The sequence below is a fragment of the Paenibacillus sp. Y859 genome (assembly GCF_056786405.1).
Window position 1 is genome coordinate 73,549 of sequence record NZ_JBXCIZ010000004.1, and the last position, 15,991, is coordinate 89,539.

The 15,991-nt window shown below is 47.8% G+C and carries 15 protein-coding genes and 2 pseudogenes; 12 read left to right on the forward strand and 5 right to left on the reverse strand.

What is annotated here, in order from left to right; genetic code table 11:
- Positions 1 to 89 precede the first annotated feature (89 nt).
- The gene (locus tag AC1TO8_RS11420; protein ID WP_482055744.1) at positions 90 to 1,010 is read left to right on the forward strand and encodes an alpha/beta hydrolase family protein; all 921 of its coding nucleotides are present in this window, start codon (positions 90 to 92) and stop codon (positions 1,008 to 1,010) included.
- Between the two features lie 210 nt (positions 1,011 to 1,220).
- On the opposite strand, the pseudogene AC1TO8_RS11425 reads toward AC1TO8_RS11420, so the two are convergent.
- Both AC1TO8_RS11425 and AC1TO8_RS11430 read right to left on the reverse strand, forming a co-directional pair.
- Positions 1,221 to 1,535: pseudogene (locus AC1TO8_RS11425) on the reverse strand (histidine kinase dimerization/phospho-acceptor domain-containing protein); the annotation flags it as partial.
- Positions 1,536 to 1,935: 400 nt separating this feature from the next.
- On the reverse strand, positions 1,936 to 2,490 hold the full coding sequence (locus tag AC1TO8_RS11430; RefSeq protein WP_482055745.1) for a hypothetical protein: 555 nt from the start codon (positions 2,488 to 2,490) through the stop codon (positions 1,936 to 1,938).
- Positions 2,491 to 2,689: 199 nt separating this feature from the next.
- Between AC1TO8_RS11430 and AC1TO8_RS11435 the strand changes: the two genes are divergently transcribed.
- From AC1TO8_RS11435 to AC1TO8_RS11450, 4 genes are all read left to right on the forward strand, one after another.
- Positions 2,690 to 3,439, forward strand: a complete 750-nt coding sequence (locus AC1TO8_RS11435) for a hypothetical protein (RefSeq protein WP_482055746.1) — start codon at positions 2,690 to 2,692, stop codon at positions 3,437 to 3,439.
- Between the two features lie 61 nt (positions 3,440 to 3,500).
- Positions 3,501 to 3,785 carry a hypothetical protein gene (locus tag AC1TO8_RS11440; RefSeq protein WP_482055747.1) on the forward strand — a complete coding sequence of 95 codons (285 nt, stop codon included), beginning with the start codon at positions 3,501 to 3,503 and terminating at the stop codon, positions 3,783 to 3,785.
- 16 nt (positions 3,786 to 3,801) lie between these two features.
- Positions 3,802 to 4,089, forward strand: coding sequence for a hypothetical protein (locus tag AC1TO8_RS11445; RefSeq protein WP_482055748.1), 288 nt, complete (start codon positions 3,802 to 3,804; stop codon positions 4,087 to 4,089).
- Between the two features lie 20 nt (positions 4,090 to 4,109).
- Complete coding sequence (locus AC1TO8_RS11450; RefSeq protein ID WP_482055749.1) at positions 4,110 to 7,760, forward strand: multicopper oxidase domain-containing protein; 3,651 nt, start codon at positions 4,110 to 4,112, stop codon at positions 7,758 to 7,760.
- Between the two features lie 62 nt (positions 7,761 to 7,822).
- On the opposite strand, the gene AC1TO8_RS11455 is transcribed toward AC1TO8_RS11450, so the two are convergent.
- The gene (locus AC1TO8_RS11455) at positions 7,823 to 8,509 is read right to left on the reverse strand and encodes a hypothetical protein (protein ID WP_482055750.1); all 687 of its coding nucleotides are present in this window, start codon (positions 8,507 to 8,509) and stop codon (positions 7,823 to 7,825) included.
- A gap of 120 nt (positions 8,510 to 8,629) precedes the next feature.
- On the opposite strand from AC1TO8_RS11455, the gene AC1TO8_RS11460 reads away from it, so the two are divergent.
- From AC1TO8_RS11460 to AC1TO8_RS11480, 5 genes and pseudogenes are all read left to right on the forward strand, one after another.
- Positions 8,630 to 9,049, forward strand: coding sequence for a hypothetical protein (locus AC1TO8_RS11460; RefSeq protein WP_482055751.1), 420 nt, complete (start codon positions 8,630 to 8,632; stop codon positions 9,047 to 9,049).
- Positions 9,050 to 9,068: 19 nt separating this feature from the next.
- Complete coding sequence (locus tag AC1TO8_RS11465; RefSeq protein WP_482055752.1) at positions 9,069 to 9,218, forward strand: hypothetical protein; 150 nt, start codon at positions 9,069 to 9,071, stop codon at positions 9,216 to 9,218.
- Between the two features lie 302 nt (positions 9,219 to 9,520).
- Positions 9,521 to 10,342, forward strand: coding sequence for an SDR family oxidoreductase (locus tag AC1TO8_RS11470; RefSeq protein ID WP_482055753.1), 822 nt, complete (start codon positions 9,521 to 9,523; stop codon positions 10,340 to 10,342).
- Between the two features lie 24 nt (positions 10,343 to 10,366).
- On the forward strand, positions 10,367 to 10,711 hold the full coding sequence (locus tag AC1TO8_RS11475; protein WP_482055956.1) for a MerR family transcriptional regulator: 345 nt from the start codon (positions 10,367 to 10,369) through the stop codon (positions 10,709 to 10,711).
- Positions 10,712 to 11,019: 308 nt separating this feature from the next.
- Positions 11,020 to 11,091: pseudogene (locus AC1TO8_RS11480) on the forward strand (AraC family transcriptional regulator); the annotation flags it as partial.
- A gap of 271 nt (positions 11,092 to 11,362) precedes the next feature.
- Here the strand turns inward: AC1TO8_RS11480 and AC1TO8_RS11485 are convergent.
- Together AC1TO8_RS11485 and AC1TO8_RS11490 are read right to left on the reverse strand one after the other, a co-directional pair.
- Complete coding sequence (locus AC1TO8_RS11485) at positions 11,363 to 12,361, reverse strand: alpha/beta hydrolase (RefSeq protein ID WP_482055754.1); 999 nt, start codon at positions 12,359 to 12,361, stop codon at positions 11,363 to 11,365.
- A gap of 4 nt (positions 12,362 to 12,365) precedes the next feature.
- Entirely contained in the window at positions 12,366 to 13,259 is an 894-nt protein-coding gene (locus AC1TO8_RS11490; protein ID WP_482055755.1) for an MBL fold metallo-hydrolase, read from the reverse strand.
- A 354-nt stretch (positions 13,260 to 13,613) separates the two neighbouring features.
- On the opposite strand from AC1TO8_RS11490, the gene AC1TO8_RS11495 reads away from it, so the two are divergent.
- Both AC1TO8_RS11495 and AC1TO8_RS11500 read left to right on the forward strand, forming a co-directional pair.
- The gene (locus AC1TO8_RS11495; RefSeq protein WP_482055756.1) at positions 13,614 to 14,156 is read left to right on the forward strand and encodes a helix-turn-helix domain-containing protein; all 543 of its coding nucleotides are present in this window, start codon (positions 13,614 to 13,616) and stop codon (positions 14,154 to 14,156) included.
- 311 nt (positions 14,157 to 14,467) lie between these two features.
- Complete coding sequence (locus tag AC1TO8_RS11500) at positions 14,468 to 15,823, forward strand: copper amine oxidase N-terminal domain-containing protein (protein WP_482055757.1); 1,356 nt, start codon at positions 14,468 to 14,470, stop codon at positions 15,821 to 15,823.
- The last annotated feature ends 168 nt before the right edge of the window (positions 15,824 to 15,991 follow it).

A 15,991-nucleotide genomic window follows, 5' to 3' on the forward strand; every position in this document is an offset into this window, starting at 1 on the left:
ACGTGACAACTTCAACCGTGCTACATTAAGTACAGGTTGACACGTCAACCTGTACTTAAATTGAGAAGACCAAGAAAGGAACATCTATTATGAAAATGCACGTAAGTACGTCTACTCCAGTCATCTCGGTAAAGCCGATAGTGCTGTCAGCCCCGGGCCGCGGTGAGGATTTGCAAGTGCGGGTATCAGCGCCAGCGACGGGTAGCCAATTACCTATTATTATTTTATCGCAAGGCTTTGGTTGGTCGATGGATAGCTACGGTCCGTTAGTCGACTACTGGGCTGCTCACGGCTTCGTGGTCATTCAACCGACCCATCTCGACTCGAGGACGCTAAATCTACCTCCTGACGATCCCCGTACACCACTGATCTGGCGTTTCCGCGTCGAAGACCTGAAGCGCATCCTTGACCAACTTGATCTTATTGAAGCTTCCGTTCCAGGCCTCAGCGGACGTCTCGACCGCAGCCGCATCGCCGCTGCGGGACACTCCTGGGGAGGCCAAACGGTGAGCATGCTGCTTGGCGCGCGAGTCCTCGATGCCAATGGCGAACCGGGAGAGGACATGTCCGACTCGCGGATCAAGGCGGGCGTATTGCTTTCCACGACTGGCCTTGGTGAAGCTGACTTGAGTCCGTTCGCGGCAGAGCACTTTCCATTCATGAACCCGAGCTTCTCCGATATGAGGACGCCGACTCTCGTGGTCGCGGGGGATCATGACCAATCCCACCTGTCCACTCGGGGGCCGGACTGGTTCACAGACCCCTACTTCCTGAGCCCGGGCAGTAAGAGCCTGCTCACCCTCTTCGGGGCAGAACATATACTTGGCGGAATCTCCGGGTACAACGTCGCGGAGACGACGGACGAGAACCCCGAACGAGTTGCTTTGCTCCAGCAGCTCACGTGGTCTTACCTTCGCGATGCGCTCAATCTCGACGATTCAAGCTGGTTGGCAGCCCGGAAAGATCTGGAGGAGGGTGCCAATCCATTAGGTCGCATCGAATCTAAGTAAGAACCTAAAAGGCGTGATCAAAGCGAATCAAAGAAAGGGCCATCAAAAGGATGGCCCTAAAACTTGCCGTTACAGACAGTGCGGTGAACCGTATTATAAATAGGGGCAAGTTAGTTTGAAGTTGAGCATAGCTCAATGTTACTAAACATTGAATTTGTTAGGAGCGATCTTCAGGGCCCGTTAACTGTGCTGACAATTACGTGCAGGAGAGATTAACCCGGCGATATCGAGCTCGCTCTGTTCCAGAGGCATGCCGTTGTTGATTCGCGTATATTCAAACAGTTCGTCGATCAATCGCCGAAGCGCCAAGGATTTCTCATACGCGATGTTGACGTAATAGCGCATCTCCACTTCATCCTGATATCGATCCTTCTCGATCACTTCGAGAAAGCCGAGAATCGAGGTCAGTGGAGTGCGCAAGTCATGCGATACACCGGTAATTAAATCATTTTTGGTCTTTTCCGCCTTGCGTTTCTCCGCTATCGAATGCTTCAACTGCATACGCATCTGGTTGATGCTGAGCGCGAACTCGCGGGGAGTCAACTTGATTTCCTGCTGATCGACCGTTACCGTATGGGACGGAATATTAATAACGACGTTGCCGATATGTATTTCGTTCGCATTAGCCGGAACGGAGTTGAACTGGTTCATCCTTCGTGGATAGCTTTACGAAAGATACACTTACAGGAAGCATTTGTTGGAGTGAGGATGAGTTAAATATGGAGGAAGAACAGGATTAAAAAAGAAAGAATAAAAAGGCTTCCCAGTAGGAGCCTTTTTACATGCCGTTACAGCCACCCCCCAATCCTTCGCCCAATCCGCTTTAATATTAACATTACAAAACACATTGATCGTTGGTAATCCACTTTGGCATAGTAAGGGGAGTTCTACTTATAACGTAGGAGTTACTTTAAATCCATCATATCTATTCCTCGTAATCCTCCTCATCAACCAACGTACGTCTGCGGTTGGTTTTGCGCCCTGGTTTGAATATCGGAGGGCATACTTTCTTGCGACGACGCGGTTTCAGATTGCAAGGCCCGCATTTCCCGGACAGCCAATGGACGTCGACGATACGTTCCTGCATGATGGTAATGACTGTTCCATCTAATTGCTTGAGATCCACGAAATCGGTGCCGACGTTGCAGATCACCCCGCGAATCACCTTTTCCCTTTCGCCCGCCAAGATATTGATTCTCACACGGCAACCTTTAAAGCGGAATAACTGAAAATTCAAGCCACCGTTCAAGCCGGCCAGACGAATCTGCACACATGGATCAAAACAAAACGAGCTTTTGAAGCGATCCACCTTGTAACCGTGACCTAAGCCTACCCCATACCGCCTATGTTCACATTTGTCGTTGTGATTGAAGGTATCTTTGCACCCGCAATGCTCCTTTATTGAATGTTTAGGGACAAAAACGAAAGCTTTCTTCGATAATAAAATACGATTACCTTTTTTCTTGCGTGTTGTGATCACTGTACACGACCTCCTGTGGTTTCCTAGTAAGATGGGATATATATACGCCCACTCGTTAGTCAGCGTAAGGTATAAACGCCTAGTTCCTGCTATTATTTTTTTTGTCAAAAATGGGCGTCTACCCATATCTAAATGGGCGTTAGGCCATAGGATGAAGTACATTTGTACGAATGCCTAACTATGGAGGGACGATTAACTTATGATAAGTAAACTATTGCATCGCCCGGATTTACAAGCCTGCTTCACTTGCGAGCCTCAGTTGCAGCCCAAAGAGGAGGTACGGAGAAAAGGATGCCCAGAGCGAATACCGACGCCATTATTCCCATCACCTGTAAGCCCGTTATCACCGGAGAAACTGAAGGAGCTTAAATTACAGATTGCCCGCGCGAACGACATCCTGCGTGCCCTTGGTAATCCCAGGGATCCGGATCAACTGCGTGCCTTTCAGTTAAAGCTGCTGGCTAACCGGGGTCAATTCCTACATTTAAAAGTGGAAAATGAACGGCGTAATCTCGATGTCAAAGGTTTTCTTATCGAGTCGGGCAAGGATTACTTGCAGCTTAGTGGTCACAAGTGGCTGACGTTTGTACTGTATACTAATATCATCAAGATCGAAGGTTTGCTGTGTCCGGGACCACCGATCGTGCACGATCCTCATCTGTCTTGCTTGAACGTGCAGCAACGTAGAGACTTAACGCTGAATTTCGGTAAAGTAGTATCCGGAAATATCGATTTATTGAATGCGTTCTTCGGTATCCCGTTGTCCATCGCTTTAGTGCCGTTTACCTGTCGTAACACCCTTGTCATCCTTCAGGACGGCAGCGTTGAAACGGGCACTATCCTGAAGGTGAAGGAAGATGAACTTCTGCTGAAATCGGCAGAAAGAAGATCCGTAAAGCGTATAAAATTGGATGACATTTCGGTTCTGAAGGTGAAAAAAGGTCTATAGGATACCAAGCGCGGCATAGGTATAAGGTGAGTATTTTATTCCTAAACAGGAGGGACCCGCTTTGACATTTGTTGCGCCGAATAACACGGTTTTTGAAGAGCTTCTCGGTCAAGATGTTCTGATTATTCTTGACGCCACCCAGCTGAATATTTTGGGGCAGACCTTCCGCTCAATCTTCAGCGGCAGACTTGCCGAAGTTTTTGTAGGCTCGATTCTATTGGACCCCGCCATCATCAAAATGCAAAACGCACCTTTCTTCCGTTTTCCGACACCACTTATGTTTCCTATCGAGCATATCGTGAGTATCCTGCCGTTCGATCCAGAACGCAGGATACCATTGATTTAGTAGGGGGAGAGACAATATGGAAGAATTATCAACAGGATCAACCGATGCCAACGAAACACGCCAGCTAGGTGTCGTGGAGCAATTCGTGTTGAATATCGGAACGAAGGTGCTGATCTTTACGGAAACCTATCCGTTCTTCATCGTCGGATTACTCGTGAACGTGGAATCAGACTTTGCCTACATTGTCGTAGAGCTGAACAATATCAACGAATTAGACGGTACAGTGATTCGGACTCATATCGACGAGATTTATGTGTTTTATTTCGAAACGGAAGGCGTTCCTATACCATCGATACAAATTTAGTCGAGGGGAGAGATAATCCTATGCTGCGAAGCTATCACATCGTGGCCATTCCGATTCGGATCGTGGTGAACAATTTCGGAGATCATGACCCCGATGGTATTATGTACATACTGAAGGAGAATGAAGCGCACGTTAGAGGGCTGGTCGCGAAAAATCCGTTTACACCTGTCGATCTCGTGCAACCACTGATCATTCGAGCCACTATTGGCGATGAGGTCGAGATCTGTTTCGAGAACCAGCTACCTTTTAATACGTCGATGCATATCCAGAACGCAGAATACGATGTACGGACATCTGACGGCGCCTTTGTCGGGAATAATCCAGATACGACCGTAGCTCCATGTGAGAGGATCACGTACAGATGGCATGTGCTCATTGAGGGTATTCATTATTTCAGCGATCTGGGGAATACATTGTCCAGCGAGTCGGGAACGCAGGTTCATGGCTTATTCGGGGCGCTGATCGTGCAGCCTCGCGGCTCATGGTGGACCGATCCGGTTACGGGAAAGCCGATCGACAGCGGTGTATTTGCGGACATACATAATCCGTTCCTTCCTTCATTCCGCGAATACGCTTGGTTCTTCCATGACGAGATGGAAGTCGACGATATGACCGGCGACAAACCAATTGATCCTCACACGTTGCAACCATCCGCAACTCACGCCGTCAACTACCGGGCAGAACCAATGCGTAACCGGTCTCGCCTCATCCAGGAGGGGGTCGTCTCTCCAGATCTCGAAGGTGAAGAGGTCCATCATGATTCTTGGGTATTCGGCGATCCTACGACTCCTATTCTTAAGGCGTACGTCGGTGACCCCGTTAAAATCCGGTTAATTCATGGCGGAACGAAGGAGACCCACGTATTCCATTACCATGTCCATCAATGGCTGTTCGAGCCGAGCGACATCGACTCCGAGACCCTCGATTCACAGGCGATCTCGCCGCAAAATTATTATACGGTATCGCCGGCATACGGTGCGGGAAGCCTTCAAGGCGCATTCGGTGACGTCATTATCCATTGTCATCTGTACCCGCATTTCGAGGAGGGAATGTGGGGGATGCAGCGAATATTCAACACGCTGCAGGACGGAAGCCAGTGCTATCCGAATGGAGAGCCGATTCAAGCGCTCAAGCCGCTTCTGGGCCGCCCGATGCCGGCTTTGCCTACGCCCGCCCGACCGGGCTTCCCGAATTTCATTCCTGGCATTGTCGGCTGCAAGGCACCAAGGCCGCCCCTCGGTATAATCGGGGGAAGGGAATCCACTCAGCTTGAAATCAATCAATTTGCGCCTAATGCTGTACCGGGAGCGGTTTTTGTCAATCCCTGCATCGTCGGCGTAACGCCTGAGCGTCATTATGAAATTGCGCTCATTCAAATGAAGATTGTATATAATGAGCATGGATGGCATGATCCGGAAGGACGCCTGTATGTGTTGCTGGAGGACGTCGAGGATGTGCTGGCGGGACGGAAGCTTCCGGAGCCGCTCGTCATTCGCGCGAACGCAGGCGAGTGCATACATTTAGAGTTTACGAATCTGCTCCCGGAGACGATTGGCGGCAACGCATTTCAGCTTGTGACCCGCACTTACGAAGCCGGAATGCACGTACACTTCGTGAAATTCGATCCGCTCGTGGCCGATGGAGCGAATGTCGGTTGGAACTATGACTCCGGCGTACTGCCAGGTCAGACGATCCGCTATCAGTGGTTTGCGGACGCGGAGCTGAAGGCCACCTTCTGGCATGACCATCTGTTCGCGAATTCGAATCAGCTGCATGGTGTATTTGCCGGCATCAATATTGAGCCCCGTGGATCCCGTCATCTCTCGCCGGTTACGGGAGAAGAGATCCGCTCCGGTACTCAGGCTATGATCGTACAGCCCTTTATCCCGGACTTCAGGGAATTTAATTTGTTCGTGCATGATTTTGCACTGTTATTCGATAAAGACGGCCAGCCTCTCAATCCGGCTAATTTCCCCAGCTCCCATGAGGACCCTGGGGTAATGGGTGTGAACTACCGCAATGAACCCATTCAATTCCGGCTGAATCAGCCGGGCTTCGATCCGGCATATGTCTTCAGCTCGTGGTTGCACGGCGATCCGGTTACGCCGCTGATGCAGACCTATAACGGTGATTCGGTGCGTATTCGGCTTCTCGATGGTGCACATGAAGAATCCCACTCCTTCAATTTGCACCGGCAGCGATGGAACCGAGAACGTCCGGATATCGACTCTGACTTGGTGCAGCAGATGCACATCGGTATTTCGGAGTCGTTTACGTTGGAGTTCGAGGTGGAGGGTGAAGGCGACTTCGATATGCTCTACCATTACGGTTCGTTGGACGATATTTGGCTTGGTAACTGGGGCATCATGCGTTCCTTCGGCTCGAGAGTGCCCCATCTACTGCCGCTACCGGATCGGCCAGCACCGCCGCCGCGCAACGATCCGTTGCCGAAGATGACCTGCAAGGCACCGCCGAAAGCTATTCCGAAGAGCAACCCGGGACCGCCGGGCGCACCGGTTCGTTCCTATGACGTAACGGCGCTTCAAACGCCGATTGTCTACAACAAGTTCGGTGACCATGATCCAGACGGCTTGATTTTCGCGTTGACACGTGACGTTCGTAATATCCGGAAGGGGCAGATCAACCCCGAGCCGTTAGTTCTTCGCGCCAACGTCGGCGAGGTCATCGAAGTGACACTGCATAACCGGCTGAAGAAGGATACTCAACCTCTCGGCTTTGGGTATCCGGCCGTTGCGGTGGAGGTTCCATTCAAAGCTTCAAATCGAATATCGCTGCACGCGCAGCTGTTGGTGTATGACGTTAGGGACGCCGATGGGGCGACCGTCGGATTCAATTTGGATCAAACGATCGGCCCGGGCGAGCGCTATACGTATCGTTGGTATATCGACAAACAGTTAGGCGCAGTGAACCTGGTCGATATGGCGGATATCCGGCATCACCGCCATCATGGCGCCTTCGGTATTCTCATTACAGAACCGAGAGGCTCGAAATATGTGAATTCCTTGACGGGTCAGCCTGAGGTAAATGCGAGTCAGGCTGTCGTGATCAATCCGTTCGGCTCGTTCCGCGAGTTCGCCCTCATCATGCATGACGGTGTTCGTTTGCTTGATAAGGATGGTAATTTAATCGTCGATCCGGAGCCGCCTCTGCTCGATTCGCCGGAGCCTGGTGAAGTGGAGGATTTCGAGGACCAAGGCTCGCGGGGCTTTAATTACCGCGCGGAACGGTTCAAGAACCGTCTGGCCAACGTGTTGGATATCGCCAAGGTGTTCAGCAGCAAGGTGCATGGCGATCCGTCCACCCCGTTGTTCCTTGCGCATGTCGGCGATCCTGTGGTCATTCGTTTTGTCTTTACGTCAGATCGTCCTCGCACCCATACGTTTGTATTGCACGGTCATACATGGCTCCGAAGTGATGACGACGTGAATTCCCAGGCGGTCTCAACGCAGGGGCAGAACACAGTCGGCTCGTCGGACGATTTCCTCCTCCTTTACGGAGCTGGTGGTTTCTTCGGAAGACCGGGTGATTATATGTACCGATCGGGCAATATCCGCTGGGACATCGAGCTGGGATTATGGGGGATTTTCAGAGTACTGAAGCCGGGCGACCGGACGATCGTTTCGCTTCAAAAGCTTATCGATCGCTACTGATCCCCACATGTAAAAGCAGACCCACGATGTGATCGGTGTTCGATCAAATCGTGGGTTCCCTTTCATTTACCTGATTTTTTGGGGAGGATGAACAGGAGAGGAGAGAGCGAATTCAGCAAACGGACATCATGAATGCAAGAGATCGCGTGGGTTAGAATATCTGTTTGGTTTCGTGCGCTATTTAATGCAACTAGCCGACCTTCCTTTACTCTGACCAGGGAACTTCCGGATTCTTGTTTCGTGCGAACCTGAAACACCGTGCCTTCCCACGTTTTTAAGTAGCTTTCCAAGGAGGGTTCGAAGAACTGACGGAGCAAATCATTACGCTTGTTCACGGTCCGGCCGAATTCTATTGTCAGTTGCTTGCGAAGGCGTTGGTCGAATACCGCGTGCTGGTGAGTGGAAGATAGATTGGGCAATCCGAGCGGTATATTCGCCGAAGTAATGACAGAGAACGGTAGCCAGTAACGATGAATCAAGCGAGAGATGATGACAAAATCTCGGCCGACGACTTCCACCTTGCCTATCGTTTCGATCGTCTCACCACAATGTTGCCAGGAGACCGCAACCTGTTGAAACCGTTTGTGTTTGAAAAATTTAAGTAAAATCATTTCGTTCTTCTTTGCCGGCATAGCCTCGCTTAAACGCTGCAGATTTAGTCCATGCAGATAATCCTGTCTAACTTTTAATTCATGGAGCGGGAGCGTACTCGTCGGAGACGTGTATTTGGACTCTTCTCGTGGTTTCATGATCAGATCACCTCCCTTTATCTTATGATCTTTACAGCTTCGTTTATTTCCGTGCCGGCCGAATGGAATAAATATATTTCTAAGGTTATATATTAGAAATATAAAAGGGAGGGAAGCGTGATGACGGACGTAGGGGCGCTGCTATTACTGGCAGCTATTTTGTTAGTAGGGGTAATTTCCTACCTGTATTTATATAAGGCGAGAAGACTGATCAGCTACCATCTGGGCATGAATATCGCGATGACGGCGAGCGGCGTCTCGGGACTCGCGATCGGAGCGGTACTGAGTACATGGCTGTCCCACGACATGTCCACCCTGGTCATCATTGGGACGACATGCACGGCCATTGTGATAGGTATCATTTTTGGCTCACTTGTCGATTACCAAACCATCGTCAGCGGAGTGACAAGCGGCGTCATGTCCGGCTTAATGGGACCCATGTTGGGAATGCACCTAAGTGATCCGGGTACCATTGCCGTTTTCTGCTCAATACTGGCTTGTATGTCTTTTTTCATGCTGTGCTTATCCGTTAGAGCATAACGCCGAAGGAGGTACGTTAATGAGGGTTAAAGCGAATGCATCGGGTAGCTCTAGAACGGGTATCTGCATCATAATGGTTCTCCTTGCCATTACGCTCGTTCTGGCGGGATGTCAAAAGGGAGAGACAAATCATAGCGAGCATGAGCATCATGATTCTGTGCAGAAATAAGGATACGCTTATTATTCTCACGGATAAACTAAACCGGAAAAAACACGTCAACTAAGAGGTGTTCTCGTCTGCTTTGTCTCGCGTGATGACTTAGCTGCAGCATGGACATCTGTCCAGACGATGGTCAACGTAACAGATTCGAAGGTGAAGAATTAATCTGGATACTCTCTCATGATCTTAACGTGGAGCCGCAATCGGTTCCGCGTTTTTTATGATTGACTCCCTTTTAAAACATCGCTATTGACATAGAGTAAACTCTAGACATTATAATGAAAACAACTTGTGATTAGGAGGATTTATAAATGAAAACAATATTTATTACAGGTGCATCTACAGGGTTAGGGAAAGCGACAGCCGTGCATTTCGCAGAACAAGGGTGGAACGTCGTAGCAACTATGCGATCCCCGGAAAAAGAAACCGAACTTATTAAGTATAATAATGTTCTTGTGACTCCTATGGACGTCCAGCAGCCAGAAAGCATCCATTGTGCTATAAGTGAAGCCGTAGAACGCTTCGGACAAATAGACGTACTTATAAACAATGCAGGATATGGAGCAGTGGGAGTTTTTGAAGCAGCTACCGAAAAACAAATTCACAACCAGTTTGACGTAAACGTTTTTGGATTAATGCGAGTGACGAAAGCCCTATTACCACATTTTAGAGCAAATCAGAAAGGCATGATTGTTAACATTTCTTCTCAAGGCGGAAGAATCACGTTCCCTTTAACCTCTTTATACCATGCAACTAAGTTTGCCGTAGAGGGCTTCTCCGAATCGCTGTCCTACGAACTGGCTTCCCAGAATATTCAGGTTAAATTAATCGAGCCGGGCATTGTAAAAACTCCGTGGTACAGCTCCGCCGAAAGATTGCACGATGAATTGCTGTCAGACTATAATGATTTCTCCGAATCTTTCAATCAGGGGTTTGAGAAATTCACCCAGAAAAATGCTCACCTACAAGCCACAGCAGAAATGGTCGCTCAAACCATTTTTAGAGCAGTAACGGACGAAGGTGATCAATTAAGGTATCCCGCTGGCCAAGATGCTGAGGAAATATTGAAGTTTCGCGAACAATTAAAAGACGAGGAGTTTAAAGCGTACGTATACAGCCAAGTTCTTGGTTAAAGGGGCAGTCTTATTAATTACTCGATTGGCAAGGTTGCAGAAGAAACCGGTCTGTCTATTCATACCTTACGATATTATGAAAAAGAGGGGATTTTTCCTCCTATAAAACGTAACGAATTCGGCACAAGAGTCTTTGACGAGGATGACATGGAATGGCTTAAGTTCGCTCTCTGTCTCCGGGACACCGGGATGACCATTGAAGAAATGAAGACTTTTGCACAATTAACCCTCCAAGGCGATGGAACAATCCCAAAACGTGTCGATCTACTGAATCGGCAAAAGGAGAGGGTATCGAACCAAGTCAACCAATTAATGACATATGCATCTATGATTGAACACAAGCTTGAAAAGTATGGTGAGAAGATCTGAAGGAAGTTGTGAATCATTGTGAAGAATAAAATTAAACCTGATCGGACAAAAGTAAAGATTTTGTCCGATCAGGTTTTCGTTTTTAAATCAGCAGACTGAACATTTTCTAGACCTGGACAGAGGCTTTTTGTTTATAGCCGATTACAATAATAATAAATTGAATATCTAGATAATCATCTGTATGTAATAGATACAAGGACTAAATTAAAAACAAAAGGAGACCAAGATAAATCTTAATTAACGACATTTCAAACTGTCAGCAAGCTCAAAGTGGTGTAATAGCCAAAGCTTGCGAGGCATCCATTAATGGATACCAATCGCCGGAAGCGTTCGCACGGGCGTTCAAGAATCTCCATGGGATCATTCCGATATCTGCGCGCAGAAATACTTGGGAACGAATCACTTTTAAAACCGATGAACTACCTTCCCCCTTAAGTAGAAGATTAACTGACCTGAGCAGAGGGGCGAATAATGATTTCATTCACCGAGGCCCATTCCGGTTGCTCGATGGCATAGCAGATCGCTTTAGCAATGTCTTGGGGCTGTAAAGGCTGAGTGGTTCCATGGGTGCCCCACTTGATGTTGTTGACCCGTAGCGTGGCTACGGGTCTTCTTGAATTTAGGAAATGTTATTTCACACTTTGGGGGGATTTATCTCGCAGGACTGTATTCTTCATCGAGAAATTGCTGCACAGCCTTGAAGACCTGTAATCTGTTCTTCTCAAGCATGACCATATGCGTTCCTTCTCCGATTTCGACCCAACGCCGATAGGGAGCGCCTGTTATTTCGGAGAATAACTCTTTTGCCAATTCGATCGGAACATCGATGTCCCATTCTGCATGAACCAAAAGGACCGGAACCTTGATATCTTTGGGTTCATAGAACTTTTTGCCTGCGCCCCAATATTCGCGTACATCTTGTATGGGACCGTTAGTGGCTTGGATACTCGGGGGGGTCCGCATCTTGCTAGTGGGGTCAGAAGCGAGTGTCGCTTCCGACCACTTCTCGAACCAGCCTTCTGGGAGGAGGTCGTCTCTCTTATGTTCCGGAGCAGCGCTTAACCATCTAACCTTCATTTGGTTTGTCGGAACGAAGCGATACGCTCCAATCTGACCGCCGGGATCAAGCGGAATTGGCTTCGAGCTAATCCATTGCGGCGCGACTAGTGTAAGCTTATTCACCTTATCATTATGCATGCTGGTGTAAGCGGCTGCTACGGTCCCGCCCCAGGACATCCCGAACACATTGATTTTGGACAGTTTCTTTCGCTTCAAGATAAAGTCAACTGCAGTACCAAAATCTCGAACGGCTGTTTCGGTTCGGACGAGCGGGGGATTGTGATCAGCAGGCTGCTCCATCTCGGATGGGCGAGTCGATCCACCATAACCGCGTACGTTCACGGCATACACATCATAACCATGACTGGCGAGGAAATCCAAGAAGGTAAAGCCGTCGAGTTCGACATCAAATAGACTTTCGATTGGATAGGTTGCACCATGTACGATCAATATTGTCCGTTCCGTGGTAAAGCTTTCACTGGAAGCCAAGCGTTTATTTCTAACCAGCAGTTCAATGCCCGGTGTATCGCTTTGAATTCTAAAGTCTTCCTTCACAATGAATTGCTCGTTTAATAATAGATTTGTATTCATGTTATTACTCATAACGCCATTTGAAGCCGTCTCCATCTCGACTCACATAACCTGCTGAAGTGCCAGGAAAATGCGTGCCGAAATAAAGAGCGTTGCGATCCGCTGCATAGGCAAGCGCCCAAAGCCGCGATTCACGTGCTTGATCGTCAAATTCACAGAAGCAAGAGTTCCATTCCGGACGATATACCTGGATCGGATGATGCAAGACATCGGAGGCGAAGAAGGCCTCTTCCCCACATGATGTTATACTGATCGACATTTGACCGATGCTATGGCCCGCCGATGGGATGAATTTGATGCCTTCAATAAAGTCTCCGCCCTCTGGTCCGATGAATTCGGCTAATCCCGCCTGGATAATCGGTAAAACACTTTCCTCGTAGGCATTAATGCTTACCTGGTTTGCCTCGTTATGGCTTTCCGAACTACCGAAGAATTGTTCCTCTATCCTCGGCATAATGTATTTGGCATTCGGGAAGGTCGGAACCCAATTGCCGTCAACTAGCTTAGTGTTCCAGCCGACGTGATCATAATGGAGATGCGTCAGCAAAACGTAATCCACTTCCTCGGGGGTTACGCCAGCTTCCTCCAACCATTGGAGATAGGGAAGCTGAAGATTGGAAAGACCCGGATTATTGGGCAAGTTTTTATCATTTCCAGTAGACGTATCTATTAAGATCGTATGCTCAGGAGTTTTCACGATCCAATTTCCGATCGTAATGATGACATGTTCCAAATCCTCATCCATGCTTCCTTTAAGCAACCAGTCTTTATGCTGTTCTAAGAAGGACGGATCCCAATCAGGAAGAAGACCCTTCGCCGTATATCCGTTTGTTTCCAATTCATTTATACGTCTGACTGTGATGTCTCCCACTTTATAGATCTTTGATCCTAATGCCATAATTGTTTCTCTCCCACTATAATTTATTTATCGGATATTATGTCTTTGCAGGAAGAAACATGATGCATGTTTCTCTCCCTAGAGCGTAAATTACGCTAGCAACGAATACTATCAAGATAGGTCTGAAATATTCTAATTCAAAAGTCTTCTGTCTGTAGAAGATGCTTACTAGCCCCGGAAGCTAGCTTTGCATCAGCCTTGATATAAATACTAATGCAATCATGTTCACAAATCAACGTTTTTAGAACGTAATCCTGCCCTGCTTCAAATGCTTGTAAAAGCACAAATTAGGGCATATAATTACGATATTATTTCGCTGTCAGCGTAAAAAAGGAAAAGAGGAGAAATTTCTACATGAATTCAATAGGCGATTCCATCCGTAAAGTAAGAAAAGAGAAAAAATTAACTCTCCATGACGTGTCCGAAGCGGCCTCAATCTCGCTTTCGTTTCTTAGCGAGATTGAGCGGGATAAGGCTAATCCTTCTATGAGCGTATTAAAACGGATCGGCAATGCATTGCAAATTAATTTTAGAGATTTATTGGCAAATGATGAGCGAAGCACTGTCATAAGAAAAAATGAACGAAAGCCTCTTGTTCAATCTGAAGGTTCCAGGATTACCTGGTTTGCGCTTAGTCAGGGAAACAGCAATAAAATGGGCCCGCTTTATGGGGTACTTGAAGAAGGTGGTACTTCTGGAGAGATCGGTGTCGGTCACAGTGAAGGGGAAGAATTTACATTTGTAGTTGCAGGGAAATTAGAACTCTTTATTGGTAATGACCGTTATATTCTAGAAGAAGGAGATAGCATTTACTATGATGCTACCCTTCCCCATCGCTATAGAAATATCTGGAAAGGAGAAACCATACTTCTTGCCGTTTCGACTCCCCCGTTCTAATGAAGAGTATATATTTTCATCTAATTCGTTTACAGATTAATGGCGGCCATGAGGCCGCTATTTGTTTTTGCCGATAGACCCGTTAAGGTGAACCGTATTACAAGTGACGGAGGAAAAATACTTTAACTATTTTGTAATTGGGATTACAAAAATCATTGAATTATTATATTAAAATATAATTTGCCGGCTAGAGTCAGGGAGCCGCAATTAATATAATCGAATACCTGTCTTTTTGAGAAATCTAATGATTAATTTTGTCCGTCTAGCGGCGATCGTGTCACCAAAAGTTCATAAATGTGGGGGGAAGTAAAGTGATAAAAATAAAAAGACTGAAATTATCCATTGTACTTATGCTTGTAATGACGTTGTTTGCAGTTCCTGTTGCTCAGGCGACTTCGCTCGGCCAAGTGGCTGAGATTTCTATTATCGTTAATGATAGCCTAATCCCGAGTGACGTTGAACCCGTTGTCCATAGAGGAACCATGCTTATGCCGTTGAGGGTCCTTGAAGACTCGCTTGGTGTGTCTCTTAACTGGAACAGTTCTACACAAACAATAGTAGCTTTTAAAGGAGATGCATCGGGTACGCTGATTATCGGCAACCCGACCGCCAGCACTAAAGTCGGTGATGTAGAGGAGAAGGTCACGCTAGATCAACCTGCTAAGATCATTCAGAACCGGGTTATGGTACCGGTACGTTTTATTGCCGAATTATTCGGTGCAGAAGTAGAATGGAATTCCACCGCGAAAACCATCTCCATCAGTACGCAGCTATCGGTTGTCCAAGAATCGCAGGATTCTAAAGTCAATGGAGTCAAGGGTGATAAAGGCGATACCGGAGCGACTGGGCCAGCGGGAGCACAAGGCCCATCAGGACCGGCGGGATCACAAGGAGGTTCAGGGTCAGCAGGAGTACAAGGCGCAGCAGGCCCTGCGGGATTGCAAGGAGATCCAGGACTAGCGGGAGTACAAGGCGCAGCAGGCCCTGCGGGATCGCAAGGAAATCCAGGACTAGCGGGAGTACAAGGCGCAGCAGGCCCAGCGGGATCGCAAGGAGATCCAGGACTAGCGGGAGTACAAGGCGCAGCAGGCCCTGCGGGACTGCAAGGAGATCCAGGGCCAGCGGGAGCACAAGGCCCAGCAGGCCCTGCGGGATCGCAAGGAGATCCAGGGCCAGTGGGAGCACAAGGCCCAGCAGGGACTTCTTTTACCTCGGAGGGGTTTTCTGTTTCGGGTACGACATACTCAATCGCTAGTAGTACGCTATTTACGAATTGGAGTGAGGCGTCCCCTTATTACGCAAGCCCTACATTTAATCCTGCTACAGGGATATTTACGGCACCGGCCACTGGCAAATATGCCATACATGCAACTGTTAACTATAAGACTAACACTGCAGTTAGTACAAGCTTAGGACGTGGGGTCGATCCAATTTTTACCGTAAAGAAGAATGGCAACACTGATTTAATAAAAGGTTATATGCCTATATTGGACGTCAATGTGGCGTTAATTTTAACTATGAGGACCGTACTAAGTAGTGCGACGGTGACGCTATCCGGTGATGTAGAGCTGCAAGCAGGTGACTCAGTTGGATTATATTACGAAGCTAACGGTCTAACCCTTGGTTTCAATACGGATACAGTATGGTCGATTCATCGGCTATTCTAATACAGGGTTGCATGAGGTGCTGTTGAACCTCTGGTAATAGAAACACATCTTAACAGATATAGAGTTGGGCCATACTCTTTGGGAGAATGGCCCAACTCTATTTTTAATACAACTCTTTAATGAAGTGTCATGCCGACTACTTCTTAATATGCTACTCGCGTCCTTTAT

Excerpts from the sequence above, each read along its gene's own strand:
- AC1TO8_RS11420 (WP_482055744.1), top strand. The coding sequence starts at position 90 with ATGAAAATGCACGTAAGTACGTCTACTCCAGTCATCTCGGTAAAGCCG.
- AC1TO8_RS11435 (WP_482055746.1), top strand. The coding sequence starts at position 2,690 with ATGATAAGTAAACTATTGCATCGCCCGGATTTACAAGCCTGCTTCACT.
- AC1TO8_RS11445 (WP_482055748.1), top strand. The coding sequence starts at position 3,802 with ATGGAAGAATTATCAACAGGATCAACCGATGCCAACGAAACACGCCAG.
- AC1TO8_RS11450 (WP_482055749.1), top strand. The coding sequence starts at position 4,110 with ATGCTGCGAAGCTATCACATCGTGGCCATTCCGATTCGGATCGTGGTG.
- AC1TO8_RS11455 (WP_482055750.1), bottom strand. The coding sequence starts at position 8,509 with ATGAAACCACGAGAAGAGTCCAAATACACGTCTCCGACGAGTACGCTC.
- AC1TO8_RS11460 (WP_482055751.1), top strand. The coding sequence starts at position 8,630 with ATGACGGACGTAGGGGCGCTGCTATTACTGGCAGCTATTTTGTTAGTA.
- AC1TO8_RS11465 (WP_482055752.1), top strand. The coding sequence starts at position 9,069 with ATGAGGGTTAAAGCGAATGCATCGGGTAGCTCTAGAACGGGTATCTGC.
- AC1TO8_RS11470 (WP_482055753.1), top strand. The coding sequence starts at position 9,521 with ATGAAAACAATATTTATTACAGGTGCATCTACAGGGTTAGGGAAAGCG.
- AC1TO8_RS11485 (WP_482055754.1), bottom strand. The coding sequence starts at position 12,361 with ATGAATACAAATCTATTATTAAACGAGCAATTCATTGTGAAGGAAGAC.
- AC1TO8_RS11490 (WP_482055755.1), bottom strand. The coding sequence starts at position 13,259 with ATGGCATTAGGATCAAAGATCTATAAAGTGGGAGACATCACAGTCAGA.
- AC1TO8_RS11495 (WP_482055756.1), top strand. The coding sequence starts at position 13,614 with ATGAATTCAATAGGCGATTCCATCCGTAAAGTAAGAAAAGAGAAAAAA.